Source organism: Donghicola sp. XS_ASV15 (assembly GCF_041224595.1).
Taxonomy (GTDB): domain Bacteria; phylum Pseudomonadota; class Alphaproteobacteria; order Rhodobacterales; family Rhodobacteraceae; genus Donghicola.
In genome coordinates this window covers 1-22,649 of sequence record NZ_JBGFGN010000107.1, presented here as the reverse complement: position 1 = coordinate 22,649, position 22,649 = coordinate 1, and the positions used below count along the sequence as shown (strand labels likewise).

Here is a 22,649-nt window from a genome sequence, read left to right as displayed (position 1 = left end):
GCCCCCACCTCCAAAGCGCAGAGGGCGACCACCCAAAATCAAAAATGGAGCTGCCAGTCTATAATCCCGCTGACAACCGGGACGCCAAACTGGGGAATTTTAACTTGCCCATTCTGGGGATTTTTGACCTGCCATTGACAGGCGGTCTTGACCGACTTGGTAACGCCGACCGCATCGACGATGACGTAATGGGTTTTCGCGGTGGCGGAGGGAGAGACCTTTTTCAGGTCATCGGGTTTGACCACGCGGGTGCCCCTGCCCTTCATCTGTTCGAAGTAGTTCTTTGATTTCACGTCGCGCATGAAGAGCAGGCATTCGAGGGGCTTCACGTCGGTGCCGGTGGCGATCATGTCCACGGTGACGGCGATGCGCGGGTAGTATTCGTTTCGGAACGAGGTGAGCGAGGATTTCGGGTTCTTCGCGCCGTTGGTGATCTTGCGGCAGAACTCGTTGCCCTCTCCAAACTCCTCGCGGACAGTCTGGATGATGTCGTCGGCGTGGCTGTCGGTCTTAGCGAAGATCAGGGTCTTGGGGAGTTCCTTGCGGCCGGGGAAGATGTCAGGCCACTGATCGTGGAAGGTGCGGATGACGGTCCGGATCTGGTCCGGCGCCACCACTGAACGGTCGAGCTGTGTGGCGGCATAGGCTTCGTCCACATCCTGAGTTTCCCACCGCTTTACTCGGGTCGCCCGCTCGCGTTTCTCGACCAGTTGTTCGGCCTGCACCTTGCCGCCGCCCTTGGTCACCTTGGTCTCGATGATGTAGACCTCGTTGCCGACGTTGACCTTGTCGGCGACGGCTTTCTCGTGGGTGTATTCGCTGACGACATTCTTCTTGAAGAAGCCGAAGGTGCGGTTGTCCGGCGTCGCGGTCAGGCCGACAAGGAAGGCATCCCAGTATTCGATGACCTGACGCCACAGGTTGTAGATGGAGCGGTGGCATTCGTCGATCACCACGACATCGAAGGTCTCGGGCGGAAGCTTGGGGTTGTAGACGACGGGCTTCGGCGTCTACGGCCGGAATTTCTGTTCGGCGGGGTTCTCATCCTCGAGGCTTTCATCGAGGTCCTCGCCTTTCAGCGTGGCATACATCCGCTGGATGGTGGAGATGACGACCTGGGTGTCACCGGCCATCGAAGGCGAGGTTAGGCGCTGGACGTTGTAAAGCTCGGTGAACTTACGGTTGTCGTCGTTCGGGACATAGGCCATGAACTCCTGCTCGGCCTGTTCGCCAAGGTTCTTTGTGTCGACCAGGAACAGGATGCGGCGCGCGCCGGAGTGTTTCAACAGACGGTAGACCTGGGTGATGGCGGTGAAGGTCTTTCCCGATCCGGTCGCCATCTGGACGAGGGCCCGCGGCTTTCCGGCCTGGAGGGATGTTTCGAGGTTAGTGATCGCGGTGATCTGGCAATCTCGGAGGCCGTCGGCATTCAGCTCCGGGAGCTTGCTCAACCCGGCCCTGAACGAGAACGGAGCATTCGACCAAAACTTCAGGGTTTCCGGTCTGTGAAAAGTGAAGACTTCGCGAGATCGCGGTGACGGATCACGGCCATCGGTGAACCGTGTGATCGTTCCCGTGCTCTCATACACGAAGGGCAAAGGCTGCGCGTTGCTGACCCACTTCAACTGTGCGTTCGCATATCCCGAGGATTGCTCCTCGACTGTTGTCAGTTTCTCGCCCCAGTTTTCGGGCTTCGCCTCGACCACTCCGACCGCCTTCCGGTCAACGAACAACACATAGTCCGCAGGACCTATGTCAGTCTGATATTCCCGTATCGCAACCCCAAGGCCCGCGTTAAAATCCACGCCAGTCTTGTCCTGAACCATCCAACCAGCCGCTGTTAGCAACTGATCGATTTTATCGCGCGCAACTTGTTCGGGATTCTGATTAATTGCTGTCGGCATGAAATACCTGAATGAAATTCAATCCAAGAATGACGCGCATACAACAATTATGCAAGCCGACAGCGTTCGGTAACTTTATCATGTTACGAAGCATTGATGGCGCGCGTTATGAAGGAAAGTCGTAGCAATTCGAGACAATAGCTACGCGAGGGAATTAAGCACCCCGTAAGGGGATTCTTCGTGACTTTCATCTTCATCCCTGCATCAACTACTTTTTGGCGTAACGCGGCGCTTGAGATGACTAGAGCACATCGAGCCCACCGCAATGATCATTAAAGAATTTACGTGGAGCCAGAGCGCTCTAGGGAGAGATGGACCGTGTAAGGGTCTGAAAGCGAAATCACAATAACGTCTCCTTCGCAGGCGCCTGCCGTCTCAATGAAGTTACGCATGATACTCCGGTCTCGAAAGATCTTTTTGTCGCCAGCAATATCTGTGCGCGCCGGATTAGGCCCGCCCCAGTGAACCGTAAGTTCCTTTGAGGCGGCTTCACTTTTGTTCCCACCACCAATTACGTCTTCCGGCAGGGAATCCATACAATCACCTAGGCGAATATACTTGTTGCGCAGGCTACCGCCGGTGATGGCCTTTCGCATGATGACCTTTCGGTCACCGGAGGCAAGTTCTGCGAGCGGTCTGGTGGTCAGCCTTGGAGACATGGTAGCCTCTTCGCGAAAAGGCCGTTCCGCCAAGGGAACAAGCGATGCCACCGTTCGAGAAGGGCCCGATTGTTTCTGGGGCTCAACGGGTGGATTCTTGGTGTCAACGGTCGCCAATGTGCGGCTCACATCGTCCGAAAGGGTCACCCAGATAACCGCACCGCTTTTATGTTCATACGGGACCTCTCGAGCAAGCGGACGGATGTCGGCGAGCTTCCAAGGAACGCACCATTTCGCGACTTCCCCACTGCGGATCATTCGTTCGGGTATCCGGTGATGCTCCTCGTTGGCAACCATCTCATCTGGTGTGAGAGCCTTGCCACAATCCGCGAGACGGGCGATGGCGACAACTTTGCCGCTTCCTTTGCGAATGAGACCGACCCAGCCTCGGACTATGGTTGGCTGGGATCGCATTTCCCAGTCTTTGCGACCTTCAAGGATGTGGTCGATCCAGGGTGTATCAATGATGAGACCACGCGTTATCGTCATGGAATAAACTTTCTGTCGTACTTTTTAAGTCAGTTCCCAAGCACCAAAGGCATCTGGTGCGCGAGGCGGAAGGCCATCATGTCGGAACTGCTCTGCCATACTGTCGGCAATGACCGCATGGCCACGCGTCGAACTTGATACAGCCTGCGTCAGTCCGGCCACATCCGCCGAGTTGTCCCCCATGGGCCAAAGCGCCTGTTCCGCGAGCTTGCGTTTGCGCTGCATCAAGCTTTGCAGCAAGCTGTCGAAGGTCTGGGCACCAAGCTCAGGGTGCAAAGCCATCGGGATGTGGACAAAAACGGGGCGGGTTTGCCCAATGCGATGGACGCGATCATTGCACTGCTCTTCGACCGCCGGGTTCCACCAGCGCGACAGGTGGATCACATGAGTAGCAGCGGTAAGGGTCAATCCCGTGCCGGCCGCCTTGGGACCAAGAATTAGCATATCGAAGCCGCCATCGACGCTCAGATGCCGTTGAAATCGGTTCACGATCTCCTGCCGACGCGGGATAGGCGTGTCACCATTGATCACGTCGATCCTTTCAAGACCGAAAAGGTGACGCACAATCTCGGCAAAGCGGAACTGCATGTCCCGATGTTCGATGAAGACAAGCACACGCTCACCTGCATCCTTGATACGGTGGAGGACGTCAACAACCGCTTCGAGGCGTGCGCTCTGTGCAATGAATTCTTCCGGCGGCATGGCTTTGGCCGCGCCAGGGTGGACCGATACCGAGCGAATATGGTGCAGCATCTTTAGCGCTGCGCCGGGGCCACCGTTGGCCAACTTCAATTGGGCCAGATCATAAGCATCAGCCTGTACTTTCGGCATCAGGCGCGGATGCAGGAAGCGACGTTTTTTCGGAAGATCTCGGGCGACCTCGTCCTTCAGACGACGTAGACCTAGCGGAGGTACGGTCCCGCGCGCCTTAAAGACACGCGCATGGAGTTCCGCCATGTTCTCGGCATCGGCTGTTGCGTAGCGCGATTTGAATTCCGACCCAGAGCCGAGGCAGCCCGGCGCGATGCGGTCCATAATAGTCCAGAGGTCAATCGCAGCATTCTCGATGGGCGTCCCGGTCAGGCCGATTCTGAAATCAGCATTCATGGCTTCGACAGCTTTCGACGCCAAAGTCGCACGGTTCTTAATGTTCTGGATCTCGTCCATGACCATGGCTGAGAAAGGGACTTTCCCTAAGGAGTGCTGATAGTTGGCAAGCGTCGTGTAGGTGGTCAACACCCAGTAACGATGCGCCCGTTTGTCTTCAAATGCCTCGTCCAGCCAATCCAGATCGAGTTGCGGCAAGCCGGATTGGGTTTCGGTACCTCGCGCGTCACGGCGTTTCTGGGAGCCCAGAGAAGACCCATAGAGGCGCACAAGTGTCCCCAAGCCGCGACCTTCGACGTGGATCTCTACTTCCTGCTCCCAGTTGCGCAGGAGCGAAGTGGGAGCGACAACGAGTATAGGGCCACGGTTCTTCGCCGAAGATTGCTTCATGTGCTCCTTCAGCCAAGCCAAGAACGCGATGGTTTGCAATGTCTTGCCCAGCCCCTGTTCGTCAGCGTTGAGGATCCCGGGCAGCCCAGCTGTCCATGCCTGCATTGCCCAGTCGAAGCTGACATTCTGGTGCTCCCGAAGGGACGTGGTAATAACCTGGGGCAGCACGACGGGAATAGTGGGCGTACGGGGAACGAGTTGTGCTTCCCACGACAGGTTCTCATAGTTTCCCTTGGTGTCGAGGATGATCGGTCCATCGATTTCTGGTGTCTCAGGCTGATCGTCATTCAGAACATCGAGCTTCTCTCGGCGCTGCATCTCTCCCTCAATCGCCGCCAAACGGGCAGGAGTAACTTGCACCTCTTCACCTGCGATCTCAGCAGGAATGTCTTTCCCAGATTCAACCACTGCCGACATATGGTCGCGCAAGGCCTGTAGTTCGGTTTGGGGCAAGGCTTGAATTGCCTCTACCAGATGCTGTGCAAAAGCTTCGGGCAGCCATGTCGTCCCACTACCGTCTCCGACTTCCGCGGTCCTTTTGTAAACAACGATCCCAGTCACACGTTCGGAATACTCACGACTCTCGATCAGTGCAGGCCCGGCAATAGCTTCGACCATCTCAGCTTGTTGCGCGTCATCGAGACCATCTAGTTCCCCACGCTCATCTAAGTCGCGATTGACGGCTTCGTTGATGAAAGTCCTCGGGTTCTCGATGAAGGCGCGCCTTTCCTCGCGCGGAGCCTTCTGCGCACGGGACATTTCACCCAGCACCGGGGCCGCGCCTTTGTCAATGACGAGGTAACCGTTATTTCCGATCCGGTAAGCGGGCTTTGCTCCATATTGGTGCAAGCCAAATTGGAAAATCGCTAGTTCCTCACCGCTTAGCTCTGCCTGCTCTTCGGAGATATCTTCACCGATTTCGGCACTCTCCAGGCGTTCGGCCGAGTAGGGTATCACGTCGAAGTGACCCAGAGCTTCGTCAGGAGAGATTGAGAAACGATCTGCGATACGCACCTCCAGACCGCGCAGGAAGGCGGTCATCGAGAGCCCGGCCATGCTTCGGTTCGCAGGCATTTCAGCCTCGATGTCAGCCTCGGGCTCAATGGCTCGGCGAAACTCAGCCAGAGCGCGCCAATGATCTTCGATAGGTTGGTTGGCATCAAAATTGTCTGCCAGATCAAGCGCACGTTTCATCCAAAGCGGCAACCGTCGCGGGCCTTCCTCTGTTCGCAGAATGGCGCCCGTGCGCTTCGGCGTCTCCCGGCGGCCTTGGCGAGACCATTCATAGTGCAATTTAAAGTCCGGTTTCCCAAGAACACCGGAAACGTCAGTCTTCAGCATCAGGTCAACTGTTCTCGGCAGACCAAGAGCTTCGGCTGCAGGGGCAGAAAGGCTTGCAGCTGCGTCATGCGACAGACTTATGTGATCTGACTCAACTGTGACCTCGCCTGGATGAGTGTCCTCCCAGTTTCGAAGATCGCCTATAGCAAAGAGTAAGTCCCGATCTTCAGGGCTGAGCGCAGTGAAGCTGCGTTTTTTCGGCTTTGAAATAAGCCGCGATAGAAGCCCTTGTTTTGCTTCTGGGAACTGAACTTGGATGGAGCCATCTGAGGTCGAAATAATGGGTGCAGAGCTAGACATTCTGGAGCACCCATTGGGACCAATTATTTATAGAATTGTGGGGCTTAGAGTTACGCGAAGAACGCATGATTTTGTCGCAATAGTATTCTCTCTGGTAGAGTTTAGGCGATTGTTCATCTTCCATGCGGAAGATGTGCGTTTTGTAACTGTGACACCCATCGATGACTATTTTATTCCCAATCCGCATGATTAGCAGAGATGTGGACCCACCGCGATCCAGTTGTCGCCCGAAGCGCCGGTTCATGTCAGTCTTTCCGCTCCTCACTAGGTTTTGTTGCGCATAACGGCGCGCTTCCGATCCGAAGGCAACCCAAGCCTCATCGATCACCTTGTCATCGTAGAGCTTCAGCCAAAAGTCCCGCCTAGGAGGCCACATGTGGCTGTCCTGCGTGGCCGTGACCATGTTGCAGAAGAACTTCATGTCTTGGTGAGTCAGCCATCGCAGAAGGATCGCGCGCAGGGAGGGATCAAAACCCGACCATATCCCGCCCGTGTGCAGTCGCGGATCATTCCAAGCGGCAATGATCTGTTCAGAAAGCTCGTTTCGCAACGTATCCGGGGGTGTTTTATCTCGCCACACGGAAAGCAAGGCTTCGACAGCAGGACCGGCACCGGTTTGCAGGACTGGCCCTTTTTCAGGCGTCAGCCAGTTGAAGAGCTGTTGACGGGCGTCGACTCCTTCTAAATCGGGTTTCAGCCGCTCAATGAACACCTCCTGCGCAGCCTTGGCCAGACCTGAAGTGTGCGGACTTTTCAGGCCAATTTGTTTAAGGCGGGCATAGGGATCTTCCGCGTCGAGCATAAGCCGCCCAAGTTCAAGCGGCGCATTATCGGGGCGGAAGAGACTCGGCAGGGCCTCGGTAAGTTTTCGGTGTCTCCCACCGAGATCGCCGGCACGCTGCGCAAGCGCATTAGCCAGATGGCGCGTATGATCTGTGCCCGGCGTAAAACTGTCGATATAGACCCCGACCATCCCGTCGAGGAAAGCACCAGGGTCGCGGCTCACGATCTCGGACAGGTAAAAGCTACGAACCGGCGCGAGATCCGGACGGCCACGACGTTCTTCGTCAAAAACGGCGACTGCTGCAGAGATCACACGTTGAGTGGTAATGTCGTCCCACTTCCAATTCTGGACCCGGAACAGCATGTTCAGCGCCAGCTTTTCACGATCCCGATCATCTGGCGTGCGCACGGCGTCCGGCCACCTTGAAAGGATTGAAGCAACCGATCTGTCAATCTCATCGAGTGGGAGCATCGCACGCTTCCGCAGCGGTTCCAGCCGGTTCAGCAGCTGTCTTGTCGATGGCTGGGGGCGCGCTTCGTTCACGGCTGCCCTCCGACGGCTTCGAGCGCCTGGCGGATGACTTCGATGCCATCTGTGTCCTGCGGTGTCACCATGATGAAGCGCAGATCAATCCGGCGGTTGGTCGCTCGACCTTCAGGTGTGTCGTTCGTTGTCACGGGGCGATCCGGTCCATAGGCCGCGACGGAGAGGACGGGCTGCCGTTTCAGGTTCAGATGCTGCATGACACCTTCTGCCGCACCGGTCATCGCGAAGAAGGTACTGTTCGCGCGCGCGGCTGACAGGTTCCGGTTTAACTGGTCGGAGCCAACATTGTCAGTGTGACCTTCGATCTGCACGGCTTCGATCATGACGAAGCCGGGATTGCAGGCGCCGTCAAATTGCGATGCTTCCCCCAGCGTAAAGCAAGGCAGCACCTCGTCCAGCCGCAAAGCCAGCCGCGAAACGATATCTGCCTTGTCGCTGGCGAGGTTCGACCGGCCTGATGCAAAGAGACCTTCGCCCTGAAACCTGAGCGCATCGCTTTCTTCACTGAGTTCGACTTGCAGGTCAGGGAAGTCCGCCCGGATTGCATCACGCAACCGGACAAGGACTTGTTTGCGGACCTGCGCGACCTGCGCCAAGTAGGCCTCTAGGGGATCGACCTTCTGCAGCTCGGCAAGCTGGCGCTGCAACTCCTCGATCCGTGCATCTCTATCATTAATCTCTGCTTCGAGTTCCGAAATGAGCTTTAGAAGACGTTCGATTTCCTGCTCTGAGGACCTCAGGCTGACCTCAAGTTCATCACGCTGGATTTCCAGCCGTTTGACCTCGGCTGCGAGGGCGTCACGTTCTCTTCTGAGCTGCGCCAGAAGTGCCTCGAGTTCTGCGATCCGATGCGCGCGTGTCTCTGCAATCCTGCGCCATGCGAGGCTTTCCTGCTCGAAAGCATCGCGCTCTTGCTCAAAGCTGTCTCGCTGCGCGACGACCGCGTCGAATTCGGTCCTGGATACAGAGCCGGGATCGCGCATCTGACTGGCGAAAAAAGCCAAGAGTATCATAATGATGAAGAGGAAGCCGACCGTCATGTCGGTCATCGACACGAAAGCGCTCTCTTCCTCCTCTTCGTGGCGGACCTGCTTTGCCTGAGCCCTCATGCGCGACCCCGAGGCTGGCTCGGCAGGAAGGCTTCAGCCTGTTCAACAACGCTCTTGAGCGTATCCAGCCCGGGCGCAAGGGCATCACGCATCTGGCCGACGTGGTCCTGAGCCGTGCCAAGTGCTGCCTCCAACTGAGCATTGTACTGCGTCAGTGCTCGGCCAAGCATCTCGTCGATCTGATCGAGCTTTTCGGCCTCGTCCGAAAGTTGCTCCATCGCTGCGCGTGTCGCTTCGAGGTTTCGGCGAATACCTTCGCGTTCATTGCCAAGCGCAGTCTGTGCTGTCTCCAGCACATGGCTGGCGTTCTCGGCAACCGAGGCGGAGTTTTGCATCAGTGTCTCGGAAACCGTTTCGACAAGATCGCCCACACGCCGCATCGTCGTCTCGATACGTTCATGGGATGAGCGTATGGGTTCGGCAGCTGAGGATAGGCTCTGACTGGCAATTCTAAAGCCCTCAGACGCTCCGTGGATGGCATCCGCCCCGGAGTTCATGCCTTGCGCGGCGCTCTGGGCACCGGAAGCGCTTCGTTGAACCGCGTCAGCCATATCGGCCAGACGGCTGCTGATCTCTTCAAGACGCGAGAGTAGTTCACCGCCAATTACACTGCCCATATCGGTCCCTAGACGCGCTATATCTACGCTGGTCTGATTGAAGCTCTCAAGCAATGATTTACCCGCGCCCTCAATGGCTTGTCCCGCTTGATCGGCGCTTTCCGTCATACGTTGTTTCGCGGCGTTCGCGCTATCCTGACTGGCGCTTTCCAGCGTATCGCGGAAACCTTCAGCCGCGCGACGCATTTCCTCGGCCGCGCTTCGCATCGCTTCGGCACCCTGCCCAGTATTGTCTCTGATACCCGAGAGTGTATCGTTCATCACCGTGAGAAGCCTGTCCGCGCCTTCGTTCATTGCTTCCGACGCCGTCTGGCCGCTCGCGGCAACTTCCGAGCGCATCTCGGACATGGCGCGAGCGATCTGGTCAAGAGCGTCACGAAGTCCGTCGCCTGCTTGGTTATTAGTGGCACTCATGCGGTCCACCATCGTGCCGATACGATCCGTTGCCTCGCCAAGCGACTCGGTGGCCCGAGTGAGAGCATTGCCCACTGAATGCGACAATTGCTGCGACAAATCCCCGACCAGACCCTCCATGTTGGAGGAACCTAGTGTGCCGACTTTTTCGAAGATCGGCTTCATCTCGGTTGAGATAGCTGTGGTAATGGCGCCGGGCAAAGCATCGAGAGGCTCTCTTAACTGCGCGACAAGACCGGTACCGATCTCTTGCAGATTTGCTTTTTGCTCCTCTGCAGCCCGCAACTGGCGGAACCCGATATCCTCGAGGCTCACGAAGACCAGCCTGCGTTCGATCCCCGTACAAAGCCGATGCAGGAGGTGATCCAACTTGTTCTGGCGCGCACGCAGTAGAAAAGTGAAAATGATCGAGCAGAATAGACCGACCAGAGACATAATGAATTTTGCGGAGGCAATCTGCATGAAGACCTTCATCGCGCTGTTCATGTCACCCCCAGCTGGGCCGATTGTTTGAGAGAATTGGTGAAGGGCAGCCACGAGCCCAAGGAACGTTAGGAACAAGCCGGTGGAAACCAGTGTGTTAGGCACAATACGGAAAACAGTTGGCCCGAAACCCAAGTCTTCGACATTCATGAATGTCGAAGGGCGGATGGAATTTCGAAGTCTCAGCGGACCGTCGATGTCATCGAAGACAATAGTTTCGCTGAATTCGTCCCAAGCTTCCCAAATGGCTTCCCTCGGACCCCGCCGTCTGTAGTCAGATTTAATACGATGCTTGAACTCAGCGTAACCATCGGCAAAGGCTTCGATCCCTTCATAGTTGCGTACAACCTGATCAAATGTTTTGATCGCTTTCATCTGACGGTAAGTTCTCGAGAAATACCAAACACCTAGGACGAAGGTCATCAGAATCAATCCTGCGGCAATCAGGCCCGGACTGCTTTCAGACTTGGTCAGTAACTCGGCAAGCACGATGATGTGCTCCGTGACTGCAACGCCGATCTTGGAAATTACTTCATTCAACACGTGTTCCTCAAAAATTCTCTTTGCGCAGCAAATATTCGCTTACATTATTGATCGCATCACTCTCTCACAAGGATAGTATTCCTTCCCGCGTTCGCCCCTTTCCGCAATCGTACTTTTGCGAAGAAGTCGCTGCACCGATCAAAGCGCATGGTAGCAGTGCCATTTCTCCGAAAAGTGACGTCTCGTCTTAGGACAAACGCGCTCAAAATATACCCTACAAGTGTTTGCGAAAACCTCATTGGGAACTCCGCGTACTCCTTGCTTTCTTGGTGAAGCCTAGCAGGCTTCTGAAAACTCTGCTGGGAGGAACGGTTTCCCTCTACTCGGATGCTGGGTGGGGCCGGAATCATGGGCAGGCAATCCTGGCGACGGCTTCGCTCTTCACGCCACCAGCACTTTCGGCAGCCTTGCCAGATTATAGGCCGCCATTGTCAGCGTGAAGTGGGCGCGGATCCGCGCGATGCCGCGATACATGGTTTGCGCCATCCCTCAGACTGTCTTAGCCCATCCGAAGGGTTCCTAGATCTTCTTTCTTAGCCGCAGCGAGTTGGCGTAGCCTAGATGCCCGGTCCTCCAGCCGTCGATGGCGGAATGACGAGACTTTTGCGCGACGTGGGGCGGTAAAGCATCAAAGCCGGTCCAGAGCCGAACCTACTATTCCAGAATAAGAACGGGCCTTTCCCACTGAATCAAAACAACGCATCCAGAGTCTGACCAAACACTATGTTCAGTGCCTGCGGGGTTCAGTATCATCGTGCCAGCGGCATATTCGCCGTCGTCGTCGGATTGCATCCCTTCCAGAACGAATATCGTCTCTAGCCCGGTGTGGCGATGGCGGGGCACGCGTGCGCCGGGGCGGTAACGCAGCAACGCCCAAACTGGATCAATCGTGCGCAGATAATGCACCTCTACGCCTTCTCGAAAGGGCTCAAACGATAGGTGCTTCCATTCGCCATTTAAGAGCCCTGACAATACGCTATCCCCTGCCATTCAGAGCCTCCAAGACTGCGTCGGTAGTCGTGGCCCATCCAACGATTGCACCTTGGGCGGTCATCATGGCAATCGTGGCGGCTTTGAAATCGGCAAAGTAGCTTTCGGTCGCATCTGTCACGAGGATGCATTCGAAACCGCGATCATTGGCCTCGCGCATTGTGGTCTGAACGCAGACCTCAGTGGTGACCCCAGCAACGATCAGATGCAGAATGTGGTGGCGCGCCAGCACAGGGCCCAGTTCGGTCGCATAAAAGGCCCCTTTGCCAGGCTTGTCTATAACGATCTCACCCGAGAGCGGCGCCAGCTCGGGTATGATGTCGGCACCTGCCTCGCCTGCCACCAGAAGCCGCCCCATGGGGCCGTCATCCCCAATCCGCAGCGCGGGGCTGCCGCGATCCCGCTTGGCGGGGGGCAGGTCTGATAGATCGGGCTGGTGACATTCGCGAGTATGTACCACCATCAGGCCAGCTTTGCGTGCCCCCTCGATCAGACGAGCGACCGTGGGGATGATCGCCTGCAATCGTGACACATCATTGCCAAGCGAAGCACCAAAACCGCCCTCTTCGACAAAGTCGCGCTGCATATCAATGACGATTAGCGCGGTGGTGTTGGGATCAAATGGGAAATCGAATGGCTCAGCTTTGATCGTTTTCATCAGTGGTGCCCTGCCATGTAACGCCCCAATTCAGCGGGATCGGCCCCGTTGGCGGCGCATTCGTGGGTGATTTGGCCGTCGCTCATGACCAAGACCCGGTCCGAAAGTTCAAGGATTTCGTCCAGGTCTTCGCTAATAAGCAGCACGGCGACGCCTTCGTTGCGCGCTTGCATGATGCGGTCCCGAATGCCCCGCGCCGCTGAGAAGTCCAGCCCGAAGCAAGGGTTTGCCACCACCAGAACAGAAACCTCACCGGACAGCTCGCGCGCGAGAGCCGCCCGTTGGACATTCCCGCCCGACAGATCGCGGATTTGCGAACGCGGGCTGCGGGTGCGGATATCGAAGGCATTGATCAGTTCTTTGGCGCGGGCCTCGATCCGCTTGCGGTTCAGCCAGAACCGTCTGGATGTGCCATCGGCGCCCATGTCAAAATCCCGCAGCGCGAGATTGTCTGCGACCGTCATATGAGGGGCGCAAGCGTTTTGCAGCGGCTCTTCGGGCAGGTAACGTACGCGATGCTGACGGGCCTCGGATCTCTTGACCGTGTAGGGCTGACCTGCAATCGTCATCTGTCCAGACAGAATGCGCCGCTGACCAGTGAGAATTTCCATCAGCTCGACCTGACCGTTGCCGGAAATGCCAGCCACGCCGGCGATCTCGCCCGCTCGGACGCTGAGGGTATCCAATGCAATCTGCTTGAGGCCAGAGCGGTCATGAGCGCGTACATTGTCCAGCCGCAGGGTTTCGCCCCCCAAGGTTTTCACGCGGGCGGCAGGGGCAGCGGTTTCGGATTTGCCCATCATCATCGCGGCCATATCGGCATCAGACAGGTCCGCAACCTTGCCTTTGCCGACTAGTCTGCCGTGCCGCAGGATCGTGACCTCATCGGAGAAGGCACGAACCTCGCGGAATTTGTGGCTGATCATCAGAACGCTAAGACGGCCGCTGTCAGTCAGGCTGCGCACATGCCCCAGAACTTCATCGGCCTCATCGGGCGTCAAAACCGAGGTTGGTTCGTCCAAAATCAGGAACCGGCTGCCAAGATAAAGCTGTTTGAGAATCTCCAGCTTTTGCTTTTCGCCGGCAGCCAGTTGCGACACAGGGCGTTTTAGCGGCACGCGGAACGGCATGGATGCCATAAATGCTTCTAACTCGGCCAATTCGCGGTGCCAGTTGATCACCGCAGCGGACCCCTTGCGCGAGATCACCAGATTTTCCGCCGCGGTCAGCGAAGGGACCAGCGTGAAATGCTGATAGACCATTCCCAACCCCTTAGCCTGCGCATCGCTAGGGTCTTTGATCCGAGCCTCACGTCCGTCCACAAGCAGCCCGCCAGATGTGGCATGGTAAAAGCCCATGATGCATTTTACCAAAGTGGATTTACCGGCCCCGTTTTCACCCAATAATGCGTGGAACGAGCCCGGAGCGACCTTCATCGTAACATGGTCGAGCGCGGTAAAGTCGCCGAACCGCATAGTCATCGAGACCGCCTCGACGCAGGGGGCCATGGGATGAACTACTGTCATCACTACACCAGCCCAGCGATCAGGCTGGCACTGCTGCTCACGCATCCAAAGACGCCGCCCTGCATGCCGATCATCTTGATCGCCGCGTCATGGTTGCCTTTGTCGGTAGCTCCACAGCAATCCTCGAGCAAAACGCATTCAAAACCCCGATCATTCGCCTCGCGCATGGTGGTGTGGACGCAGACATCGGTGGTGATGCCCGTCAGGATCAGGTTCCTGATGCCGCGCGTGTGGAGGATCAATTCCAGATCCGTGGCACAAAAGCTGCCTTTGCCGGGTTTATCAATCACAACTTCCCCTTCCATCGGCGCAAGCTCGTCGATGATTTCCCAGCCGGGCTCGCCGCGCACCAGAATTCGGCCGCAGGGGCCAGCATCCCCGATCCCTGCGCCGATCTGTTGGCTGCGCCAACGTTTATTAGAGGGCAAGTCGGTCAGATCAGGGCGATGCCCTTCGCGGGTGTGGATGATGTGATAGCCCTTGCCGCGCATCGCCGACAGCACCGCTTTGATCGGTTCGATCGGGGCGCGGGTCAGAGACAGATCATATCCCATCTTATCCACGTATCCGCCCTGACCGCAGAAATCGATCTGCATGTCGATCACGATCAAAGCGGTGTTTTCGGGGCGCAAATCGCCGTTGTAAGGCCAAGCATAAGGGGTCGAGGCAATCGTGCTCATGAGGGGTCAGTCCTTTTCGCCGAAGAGACGGGTCGGGGCTTCGAAACCTTCGCTGGTGCCATCTGTGATCTTGATCTCATCCTCCCACGGCAGACGGTATTTTCCTGCGGCAAGGTCGGTCATATAGGTGTAGGGGCAGTCCATCGCGCCACCTTTCACGGCGACATAGCCCCTGTGTCCGAACTGGTAGATGTTGTTCTCAACGCCCCAGCCGATGCGGGCCTCTCGAACCAGATCGGGACGGACCTCGGCGGTGATGATCTCATCGACACGGCCCGTGGTGCCATGCGCAATGACCGCGCCATCAAAGTTGCAGATCATCCCCTCGCCCATTGAATCAAAGGTCCCGTCCGAGCCACACATACAGACGTTCGCGGTGACCATCAGGTTGCAAAAGGCGTTCGACTGGTTCGTAAAGCGCCAGCTTTCTCGGATGGGAGCGGTGTAACCCGCGGTGCGGATCATGATCTCGGCACCTTTATAAGCGCATTCGCGGGCCATTTCGGGGAACATGCCGTCGTGACAGATAATCAGTGCAATTTTGCTTCCGTTGGGGCCATCGCAGACGGGAATACCGCCATCGCCGGGCTCCCACGGCTCGACCGGAACCCACGGGTGCATCTTGCGATAGTAGAGCTTGAGCGCCCCCTGATCGTCAAAAATGATGCCGGTGTTGTAAGGCATACCTCCGGGGTTCAGCTCCATGATGGAAAAGCAGCCCCAAATTCTGTTGTCGATGCACGCTTGGCGCAGCGCCGAGACCTCTGGCCCATCCATTGAGCACATGATCTCTGGGTTTGTGTCCATTGACAGCCCGTGCAGGCTGTATTCGGGAAAAACCACCAGATCCATGTTGCCCTGATTGCGCCGTGCCTTGCCGACCAATTCTACGATGCGGGCAGTTTGTGCAGTCAGGTCCGCCTTGGTCTTGACCACAGGCAGTTGCACTTGGACCAGTCCGATCCCCACGCCGTTTGCCGATTTATTCAGTCCACCGAGACCATTCATGGATCACACTCCTTTACTTTGTAATGCTGAGCTCGCGCGGCGAGCCCGTGACCGATCGTTCGGTCGATGAGGTCGCGATCAGGATGCCAAGCGTCAGGACATAGGGGGCGGCGTAAAACAGGTAGTAGCCCTGCGAGATGCCGACCGATTGCAACGCAGGCCCAAGGGCGCCCGCGCCGCCGAACAGGATCGCCGCCCAAAAACAGTTGATGGGGTTCCAGCGGGCAAAGATCACCAGAGCAACAGCCATCAGGCCCTGTCCACTAGAGATGCCTTCGTTCCACGACCCCGGATAATACAGCGACAGATAAGCCCCACCGATCCCCGCCAGCGCGCCACCCGCAGCAGTCGCCCAAAGGCGCACACGCATAGGATTAATAGCGAGCGCGCGGGCTGCATCGGTGCTGTCGCCGACCACGCGGACGGTCAGCCCTATGCGGGTGTTTTTGAACATCCAAGCCATTGCAACGGCCAGTAGGGCTCCAACAATGAACAGGATATTCACCTGCAATGCCGCTCTGATTTGCGGCACATCGGACCACCAGCCGAACTGGATTGCCATCAAGCGAGGGGCCGTTGGCTGGATGTAGGCCTTGCCGAAATAGAACGCCAAGCCCATGCCAAGGATCATCATCGAGATCCCGACCGCGATGTCATTCACCTTTTTAAAGCTGCAGAGCCAGCCATGCAGCATGCCAAAGACTGCCCCCACAAGGGCCGCGCAGAGCACGCCCACTAGCGCCGATCCGGAATGATAGCTCAGGGCATATCCAGATACCGCCCCTAGCACCAATGTGCCTTCCAAACCAAGGTTGATACGGCCCGACCGTTCCGTCAGGCACTCGCCAAGGGATACAAACAGGAATGGGGTCGAGACGCGGATCGCGCCGCCAAGAATGGCCAACGGGACAGCCCAAAGGCCCAGATCGACAGGATCAGCCATTTTGAGCCCTCCAATTCAATTTTTGAATAAAGTCGGGCAAGCGGCCCTGTAGGGTCTCGCTAAGAAGGACAGCGATAAAAACACAGCCTTGCAGCACCAGAATGGTCGCGTCAGGGAGATCCATGCGACGTTGGACCAGACCGGATGAGGCCTCGATTCCAGCCAGAAGAATGGCCACGGGTATAATCGCCAAAGGATTATGGCGGGCCAGAAAAGCCACCAGAATGCCGGTGTATCCAACCCCCGAAATCAACGAGGCATTGGCCGCGCCGTGAACGGCGGCAACTTCGAACATTCCGCCAAGACCGGCCAGCGCTCCAGCAAGCATACAAAACCCGATCACCAAACGCGAGACCGCAAATCCCTGCACCTGCGCAGCGCGGATATTGTCCCCTGTAACGCGGGCGGCAAAGCCGATGGTGGTCCGCTCAATAAATGCCCACGCGCCGATGCAGGCAAGCACGCCAAAGGCCACACCCCAGTGAGCATCCAGAAACGGCATCTCGCCGACGCGCAGGCCATCAGGTAGCGGCGTGGTCGAGGGTTTGTTCAAACTGGCGGGATCGCGGAAGACGCTTTCGACAAAGTGGTTAAACAGGGCTGTCGCGATATAGGCCATCAGAAGCGAGGCAATGGTTTCATTCACACCGCGCCTGACCCGTAAGAATCCGATCGCCCCGATCCACAGGCCCCCGATGATCATCGCCCCAAGTCCCATCAGCGCAAACCCGATGGGCGCGGGCAAGGCGACCCCAAAGGCCCCCAGCACAGCCGCGCTGAGCCCGCCCAAGACAATTGCGCCTTCGCCACCGATCACCATCAAACCTAGACGGGCAGGAATCGCGACGCACAGGCTGGCGAAGAGCAACGGGCTCACCCGGGACAGGGTGTTCTGCCACGAAAATGCCGACGAAAATCCGGCTCGCCAAATGAGGGAAAAGAACTCGGTCGGTGATTTTCCCTGACCTAACAGGAAAACCGAAAACACCAGCGCACCTGCAAGAAGGGCAAGGATCGGCGTCAAGACCGCTTCTATGCGGGGCAGAAGCAAGATGCCTCTGCCCGCACGGGCCAGACCTGATGGGGATAGGTCGGACATCGGATCAGCTGGTAGACCCGATCACGCCTTCAACGAGGTAATCCATGGATTCCAGCACGACGTCGTCTTCGGGGAAAGCTTCGCCCTCTGCAGCGATGACATTGCCATTGTTGTCTTTGAGCGGCCCCTTGATCACGGCGAAGCCACCTTTCATGATCTCGGCCTTTGCGGCTTCGAATTGCGCAGCGGCTGCCTCGGTTACGGCGGGGCCAAGGGGCGACATCTTGATGAACCCGTCGGCCAGACCACCACGGACAAAGTTGTCAATCGGCTCCCCGGCCATCTGCTTGGTTACCATGTCTGTATAGACCTGAGCCCAGTTCCATTCCGCGCCCGTCAGATACATCTCGGGGGCAAGTGCGGATTGGTCTGCGTGATACCCGCAGACATAGCAGCCACGGGCTGCCGCAGTTTCCACAACCACTTTGGGACCATCAACGTGGCAGGTGATAACGTCGGCACCCTGATCGGCCAGTGCGTTCGTGGCCTCGGCCTCTTTGACGGCGAGTGACCACTCACCGGTAAAGATCACCTGACAGGTGATTTCAGGATCCACTGCGCGGGCGCCAAGTAGGAAAGAGTTGATGTTATTCAGAACCTGCGGGATGGGCTTGGCCGCAACAAAGCCAATCTTTTTCGTTTTGCTCATATGACCGGCCACGATGCCGTTCAGGTACTGACCCATGCCGATATAGCCAAAGTACGAACCAGCATTTTTGGGATCACCCTCTTGCCATAGCCCGCCGCAGTGCTCAAAACGTACATCCGGGTATTTCGGAGCAGTTTCCTTGATGAAAGGGTCGTAATAGCCGAACGATGTCGGGAACACCAAACCGGCCCCGTCAAAGTTGATCATCGACTCCATAGTGTTGACCACATCGTTGGACTCGGGGACGTTTTCTTCTTCGATCACGGTGACACCCGCCATCGCTTTGACCGCCGCTGCGCCTTCGGCGTGGGCTTGGTTGTAGCCGTAGTCATCTTTGGGGCCCACATAGATGAACCCGATGGTCATGCTGTCGGCCGCAGCGACGCGGCCCGCGCCGAAAGGAAGAATGGCGGAAGCTCCGACGGCGGCAGCGCTGGACTGCAGGAAGCGGCGACGGGAAAACTGGGAAAACTTGTTCATAGAAGGTCCTCTTCTGTTGCAGCCGGTCCATTCTGTGGAAACCATGCTGATCTGAAGAGGAGGGTAGCGAGCGTGAGTGTCTCTGACTTCTGCTAAAAATTTGCATGAGCGGTGCATTTTTTGCACCACTTACGCGAGGCGAGACTTGTTAGTGGGTCGGCAAAGTTCGCATGAAACCGACGAGATCTTGCGCAAACTTGGCCGAGGCAATCGGCAGGGTCCTCCCCTTCATTTGTCCAAGCAATAAGGATCCGGGGGCCAGATCTTTCGTCGAGATCGGGCGGGACACCAAGCCGCTTTCGCGAGACAAACGTAGGCCCACTGGGATTTGAAAGGCGACCACATTTTCATGGGCTACGTAATGACGCATGAAGTCAAAGCTGTCAGACTCTAGCACCGGAGATAGGCCGCGCGATGTTCCGGCCACCGCTCGCTCTAACATATGACGCACGGCATAGGCCTGTGATGGCAGAACGTGAGGGCAATCCAGACAATCCCGCAGACGAAGTTCGGACTGCTTTGCCAAAGGGTGCTCTGCATGCATGATCGCATGGATTTTCTGGGGCACCGCCATTAGAACCTCAAAATCCACCAAATGGACAGGCTCTAGCACCAGTGCCAGATCGCTGCGAAAGCTGCTGAGGTCTTCTTCGGCAGCGGCACGGTCGCGTATGTTGACGCTGAACGTCACGCCGGGATGCTCATTGCGGTAGGCCGAGATGCGCGCCGGCAAAACATACGGTGCCAATGCTTGCGAGCAGGCGATTGAAACATGGCCGCGCCGTTCCCCCGCAAGATCAGCTACCTGACTTTGAACCCGCCGCAGGTCTGATTGTTGAGCGCGAAAGTGCTGGATCAATAGCTCTCCGGCGGGGTTCAGGCGTACGCCGCGTGGCAAACGCTCAAATATCTCGAAGCCGAATTCTTCCTCAAAGCGCTGTATGCGCCGATTGAGGGCAGAGGCGGTGATATTCATGTCGTCTGCGGCCTTACGGATTGAACCCGCACGCATGACCGCCTCGATGTAGCGGAAGTCTTGAAGATGTCTCATGTCACTCATTGCGCTGCAAATAATGCACCGCTTTTGTGAATTATTAGCATTGGAGTTCACAATCCAAATCATTGTTGAGTGATCCAAAGACTGGAGCACCATATGACAATTCCCCTTACTTTGAGCAATTTGCAGGCAGCTTTTGCTGCTGGAACCACAGTGGAAACCATCATTGAACAGGTCTATGAGCGGATCGCTGAAGTGGATGATCCGTCGATTTTCATCACGCTTCGAGACAAGGCAGATGTTCTGACTGAGGCCGCCACGCTTGGTACCTACAATCCGGACAAGCCCCTTTGGGGTGTGCCATTTGCGGTCAAGGACAACATTGATGTTGCCGGGTTGCCCACCTCAGCCGCCTGTCCTGCCTATGAGTATTTCCCAGACAAAGATGCTTTTGTAGTCGGACTATTGCGGGCCGCTGGGGCGCTGGTGATCGGCAAGACCAATCTGGACCAGTTCGCAACAGGTCTTGTCGGAGTGCGGACGCCTTATGGCGCGCCGAGAAATAGCGTGGATCCCGATATCGTGCCTGGCGGATCGTCAGGTGGATCAGGCGTTTCTGTCGGACATGGGATAGTTAGCTTTTCTCTGGGCACGGATACAGCAGGGTCGGGTCGTGTGCCTGCAGCGCTGAACAATATCGTTGGTTTGAAGCCGACCTTGGGCGCGTGGTCTGCGCGGGGCAGCGTACCAGCCTGTCGGTCAGTCGAGACAATCTCAGTTTTCGCCCTGACGGTTGAGGATGCCTACAAAGTCTATCAGGTAGGCGCTGTTTATGATGCGTTGGACGCATATGCAAAGCCGGTCGTTGCGGGGCCGATCGCCGCAATGCGAAAAAATTTAAAGATTGGCGTGCCCAATGGCGCCAGCATCAAGTTCTTCGGTGACGATGTGCAAGCGGCCTCATTTGAGAACAGTCTTGAGCTGTTACGGGACGCAGGCCACAAAATTGTCCCCATCGATTTTACGCCCCTCTATGACATCGCGCAGATGCTCTATGAAGGGGCATGGGTAGCCGAACGACATTCTGTCATTCAGGACCTGCTCGAGAGCAATCCCGAGGCGGTGCATCCGGTTACGGCTAAGATCATCCGTCATGCGGAAAGCCTGTCGGCAACCGATGCGTTCAGAGGTTTCTACCGTCTGAAGGAGTTGTCGCGGACCGCCGAGCCCATGTTGGAGGGGTTGGATTTGCTGTGCGTCCCGACCATTCCCACATTCTATTCTGTCAGCGATCTTGAGGCTGATCCGGTCACACCCAATTCGAAATTCGGAACCTATACGAACTTTGTGAACCTTCTAGATATGTGCGGGTTGGCCGTACCGACCCCCGCCCGCTCCGATGGGCGTCCGGGAAGTGTGACGCTTTTGGCCAAGGCCGGAGAGGACGCGTTTCTGGCCGCTGTCGCTGCGCCTTTGGAATATGCTGGAGCGCGGACATTGGGAGCAACAGAGTGGCCGCGCCCTGAACCAGCTGCTCACGCCGAGATTCCCGAGGGCTATACCAAGCTGGCGGTTTGCGGCGCTCATATGTCAGGCTTGCCACTGAATCCCCAGTTAACGGAACGCGGAGCCTATCTGCTATCTCAGCCTCGCTCTGCTCCTTACTACAGCTTTCACGCTTTGGCAGGTGCTGGGGTAAAGCGTCCCGGAATGGTGCGGACGGTGGAACAGCAAGCGGCTGGCATCGGGCTAGAAGTGTGGGCGATCCCGGCGGACACGTTGGGCAGCTTCTTGATGGGGATCCCTGCGCCGCTTGGGCTTGGCAAAGTCGAGCTGGAGGACGGGAGCTGGGTGACGGGCTTTATCTGCGAGGCGGCTGGCACAACAAGCAGCACTGATATTACGGAGTTGGGCGATTGGCGAAATTACCTGAACGCACAAATGGAAAGCTCTGAAGCGGCACCATCTTAGGCTCAGGACCAGAGGTCTGGCTTTCGAGCGAGGGTCCGCAAAACCGATCTGCGATCCGCATTCTCCAGAAGATAGCGAATTTCCGGTGCTGCATGCCTTCGCGCGAAATCTGAAATTGTCCGCCAATTTGCTCACACGTTCACACAAGACAGTTGCGAAAAAGCCTTAAATGGTCCCAAACTGACGAGACTTTTTAGATGCTACGCCTGAGCGCTACTGTCTAGGCTGTCTATTGTCCGTCGTCAGGGATTTTGGGACAGATTGCAGCCTAATCTAAGAGAGGGTCTGGTTCATCTCGTTGGTCTGATTATGCGGCGGGTTTGCGGTGAAGCAAGCGCCGGGTTTCGATGGTCTTTCGTTTGATCCTTTTTCGCTGTTTCAGAATGGTCTGGCCGCGCCCGAAGTAGACGTCAGCGGGCGTGAGGTTTTGCAGGCTCTCGTGGTAGCGCCGATGGTTGTAGTGGTCGACGAAGGCGTCGATCTTTTGCCTGAGATCGCCGGGCGGGTAGTAGTTTTCCAGCAAGATCGTGTTCTTTAGGGTCTGGTGCCAACGCTCGATCTTGCCCTGAGTTTGCGGGTGATACGGGGCACCCCGGACGTGATCCATTTTCCGGTCTTCCAGCCATTCGGCCAATTCCCCAGAGATATAGCTGGCGCCATTGTCCGATAGCAGCCGTGGCTTGTGCCGAACCGTTGCCCTATCGCAGCCGGAGGCCTGCAGAGCCAAGTCCAGCGTATCGGTCACGTCACTGGCCTTCATCGTCGTGCAGAGCTTCCATGCGATGATGTAACGGCTGTAGTCGTCGAGGATTGTCGATAGGTAGAACCAACCCCAGCCGATGACCTTGAGATAGGTGAAGTCGGTCTGCCAGAGTTGGTTCGGCCGTGTGGTCTTGTCGTGGAACTCGTTGGCGGCGGACAAAACCACATAGGCCGGGCTGGTGATCAGGTCGTAGGACTTG

The 22,649-nt window shown here is 57.0% G+C and carries 16 protein-coding genes and 2 pseudogenes; 1 reads left to right on the top strand and 17 read right to left on the bottom strand.

Translation table 11 applies throughout. The features are described from left to right. Positions 1–38 precede the first annotated feature (38 nt). From AB9K37_RS04345 to AB9K37_RS04270, 16 genes and pseudogenes are all read right to left on the bottom strand, one after another. Positions 39–1,826 (bottom strand): annotated as a pseudogene (locus AB9K37_RS04345) (DEAD/DEAH box helicase family protein). A 359-nt stretch (positions 1,827–2,185) separates the two neighbouring features. Continuing rightward, positions 2,186–3,052 carry a hypothetical protein gene (locus tag AB9K37_RS04340; protein ID WP_369835717.1) on the bottom strand — a complete coding sequence of 289 codons (867 nt, stop codon included), beginning with the start codon at positions 3,050–3,052 and terminating at the stop codon, positions 2,186–2,188. Between the two features lie 24 nt (positions 3,053–3,076). Continuing rightward, positions 3,077–5,743 (bottom strand): DEAD/DEAH box helicase, encoded by a 2,667-nt coding sequence (locus AB9K37_RS04335; RefSeq protein WP_369835716.1) that lies wholly within the window; start codon positions 5,741–5,743, stop codon positions 3,077–3,079. A 439-nt stretch (positions 5,744–6,182) separates the two neighbouring features. Next, positions 6,183–7,517, bottom strand: a complete 1,335-nt coding sequence (locus AB9K37_RS04330) for an EH signature domain-containing protein (RefSeq protein ID WP_369835715.1) — start codon at positions 7,515–7,517, stop codon at positions 6,183–6,185. Then, positions 7,514–8,629 carry an OmpA family protein gene (locus AB9K37_RS04325; RefSeq protein ID WP_369835714.1) on the bottom strand — a complete coding sequence of 372 codons (1,116 nt, stop codon included), beginning with the start codon at positions 8,627–8,629 and terminating at the stop codon, positions 7,514–7,516. Before AB9K37_RS04325 ends, AB9K37_RS04330 begins: the two co-directional genes overlap by 4 nt. After that, complete coding sequence (locus AB9K37_RS04320; RefSeq protein WP_369835713.1) at positions 8,626–10,683, bottom strand: hypothetical protein; 2,058 nt, start codon at positions 10,681–10,683, stop codon at positions 8,626–8,628. Before AB9K37_RS04320 ends, AB9K37_RS04325 begins: the two co-directional genes overlap by 4 nt. A gap of 384 nt (positions 10,684–11,067) precedes the next feature. After that, a pseudogene (locus AB9K37_RS04315) lies at positions 11,068–11,304 on the bottom strand (transposase); the annotation flags it as partial. Positions 11,305–11,340: 36 nt separating this feature from the next. Then, complete coding sequence (locus AB9K37_RS04310; RefSeq protein ID WP_369835712.1) at positions 11,341–11,676, bottom strand: cupin domain-containing protein; 336 nt, start codon at positions 11,674–11,676, stop codon at positions 11,341–11,343. Then, positions 11,663–12,334: a cysteine hydrolase family protein gene (locus AB9K37_RS04305; RefSeq protein WP_369835711.1), complete on the bottom strand. Its 672-nt coding sequence runs from the start codon at positions 12,332–12,334 to the stop codon at positions 11,663–11,665. The genes AB9K37_RS04310 and AB9K37_RS04305 overlap by 14 nt, the downstream gene beginning before the upstream one ends. Beyond that, on the bottom strand, positions 12,334–13,860 hold the full coding sequence (locus AB9K37_RS04300) for an ABC transporter ATP-binding protein (protein WP_369835710.1): 1,527 nt from the start codon (positions 13,858–13,860) through the stop codon (positions 12,334–12,336). Before AB9K37_RS04300 ends, AB9K37_RS04305 begins: the two co-directional genes overlap by 1 nt. Positions 13,861–13,862: 2 nt before the next feature. After that, the gene (locus tag AB9K37_RS04295) at positions 13,863–14,540 is read right to left on the bottom strand and encodes a cysteine hydrolase family protein (RefSeq protein WP_369835709.1); all 678 of its coding nucleotides are present in this window, start codon (positions 14,538–14,540) and stop codon (positions 13,863–13,865) included. A gap of 6 nt (positions 14,541–14,546) precedes the next feature. Next, positions 14,547–15,548, bottom strand: a complete 1,002-nt coding sequence (locus AB9K37_RS04290) for a formamidase (RefSeq protein WP_369835708.1) — start codon at positions 15,546–15,548, stop codon at positions 14,547–14,549. A 13-nt stretch (positions 15,549–15,561) separates the two neighbouring features. Continuing rightward, the gene (locus AB9K37_RS04285; RefSeq protein WP_369835707.1) at positions 15,562–16,491 is read right to left on the bottom strand and encodes an ABC transporter permease; all 930 of its coding nucleotides are present in this window, start codon (positions 16,489–16,491) and stop codon (positions 15,562–15,564) included. After that, positions 16,484–17,590: an ABC transporter permease gene (locus AB9K37_RS04280; protein ID WP_369835706.1), complete on the bottom strand. Its 1,107-nt coding sequence runs from the start codon at positions 17,588–17,590 to the stop codon at positions 16,484–16,486. Before AB9K37_RS04280 ends, AB9K37_RS04285 begins: the two co-directional genes overlap by 8 nt. 4 nt (positions 17,591–17,594) lie before the next feature. Next, positions 17,595–18,719, bottom strand: a complete 1,125-nt coding sequence (locus AB9K37_RS04275) for a BMP family ABC transporter substrate-binding protein (RefSeq protein ID WP_369835705.1) — start codon at positions 18,717–18,719, stop codon at positions 17,595–17,597. A gap of 148 nt (positions 18,720–18,867) precedes the next feature. After that, on the bottom strand, positions 18,868–19,872 hold the full coding sequence (locus AB9K37_RS04270) for a LysR family transcriptional regulator (protein ID WP_369835704.1): 1,005 nt from the start codon (positions 19,870–19,872) through the stop codon (positions 18,868–18,870). On the opposite strand from AB9K37_RS04270, the gene atzF reads away from it, so the two are divergent. Further along, positions 19,873–21,687 (top strand): allophanate hydrolase, encoded by a 1,815-nt coding sequence (atzF, locus tag AB9K37_RS04265; RefSeq protein WP_369835703.1) that lies wholly within the window; start codon positions 19,873–19,875, stop codon positions 21,685–21,687. A gap of 307 nt (positions 21,688–21,994) precedes the next feature. Here the strand turns inward: atzF and AB9K37_RS04260 are convergent. Next, positions 21,995–22,649: transposase (locus AB9K37_RS04260; RefSeq protein WP_369835702.1), on the bottom strand; the 655-nt coding region annotated here is incomplete at its 5' end.

Excerpts from the sequence above, each read along its gene's own strand:
- AB9K37_RS04270 (WP_369835704.1), bottom strand. The coding sequence starts at position 19,872 with ATGGTGCTCCAGTCTTTGGATCACTCAACAATGATTTGGATTGTGAAC.
- AB9K37_RS04295 (WP_369835709.1), bottom strand. The coding sequence starts at position 14,540 with ATGAGCACGATTGCCTCGACCCCTTATGCTTGGCCTTACAACGGCGAT.
- AB9K37_RS04300 (WP_369835710.1), bottom strand. The coding sequence starts at position 13,860 with ATGACAGTAGTTCATCCCATGGCCCCCTGCGTCGAGGCGGTCTCGATG.
- AB9K37_RS04335 (WP_369835716.1), bottom strand. The coding sequence starts at position 5,743 with ATGAAACGTGCGCTTGATCTGGCAGACAATTTTGATGCCAACCAACCT.
- AB9K37_RS04285 (WP_369835707.1), bottom strand. The coding sequence starts at position 16,491 with ATGGCTGATCCTGTCGATCTGGGCCTTTGGGCTGTCCCGTTGGCCATT.
- AB9K37_RS04325 (WP_369835714.1), bottom strand. The coding sequence starts at position 8,629 with ATGAGGGCTCAGGCAAAGCAGGTCCGCCACGAAGAGGAGGAAGAGAGC.
- atzF (WP_369835703.1), top strand. The coding sequence starts at position 19,873 with ATGACAATTCCCCTTACTTTGAGCAATTTGCAGGCAGCTTTTGCTGCT.
- AB9K37_RS04280 (WP_369835706.1), bottom strand. The coding sequence starts at position 17,590 with ATGTCCGACCTATCCCCATCAGGTCTGGCCCGTGCGGGCAGAGGCATC.
- AB9K37_RS04305 (WP_369835711.1), bottom strand. The coding sequence starts at position 12,334 with ATGAAAACGATCAAAGCTGAGCCATTCGATTTCCCATTTGATCCCAAC.
- AB9K37_RS04275 (WP_369835705.1), bottom strand. The coding sequence starts at position 18,719 with ATGAACAAGTTTTCCCAGTTTTCCCGTCGCCGCTTCCTGCAGTCCAGC.
- AB9K37_RS04290 (WP_369835708.1), bottom strand. The coding sequence starts at position 15,548 with ATGAATGGTCTCGGTGGACTGAATAAATCGGCAAACGGCGTGGGGATC.
- AB9K37_RS04340 (WP_369835717.1), bottom strand. The coding sequence starts at position 3,052 with ATGACGATAACGCGTGGTCTCATCATTGATACACCCTGGATCGACCAC.
- AB9K37_RS04310 (WP_369835712.1), bottom strand. The coding sequence starts at position 11,676 with ATGGCAGGGGATAGCGTATTGTCAGGGCTCTTAAATGGCGAATGGAAG.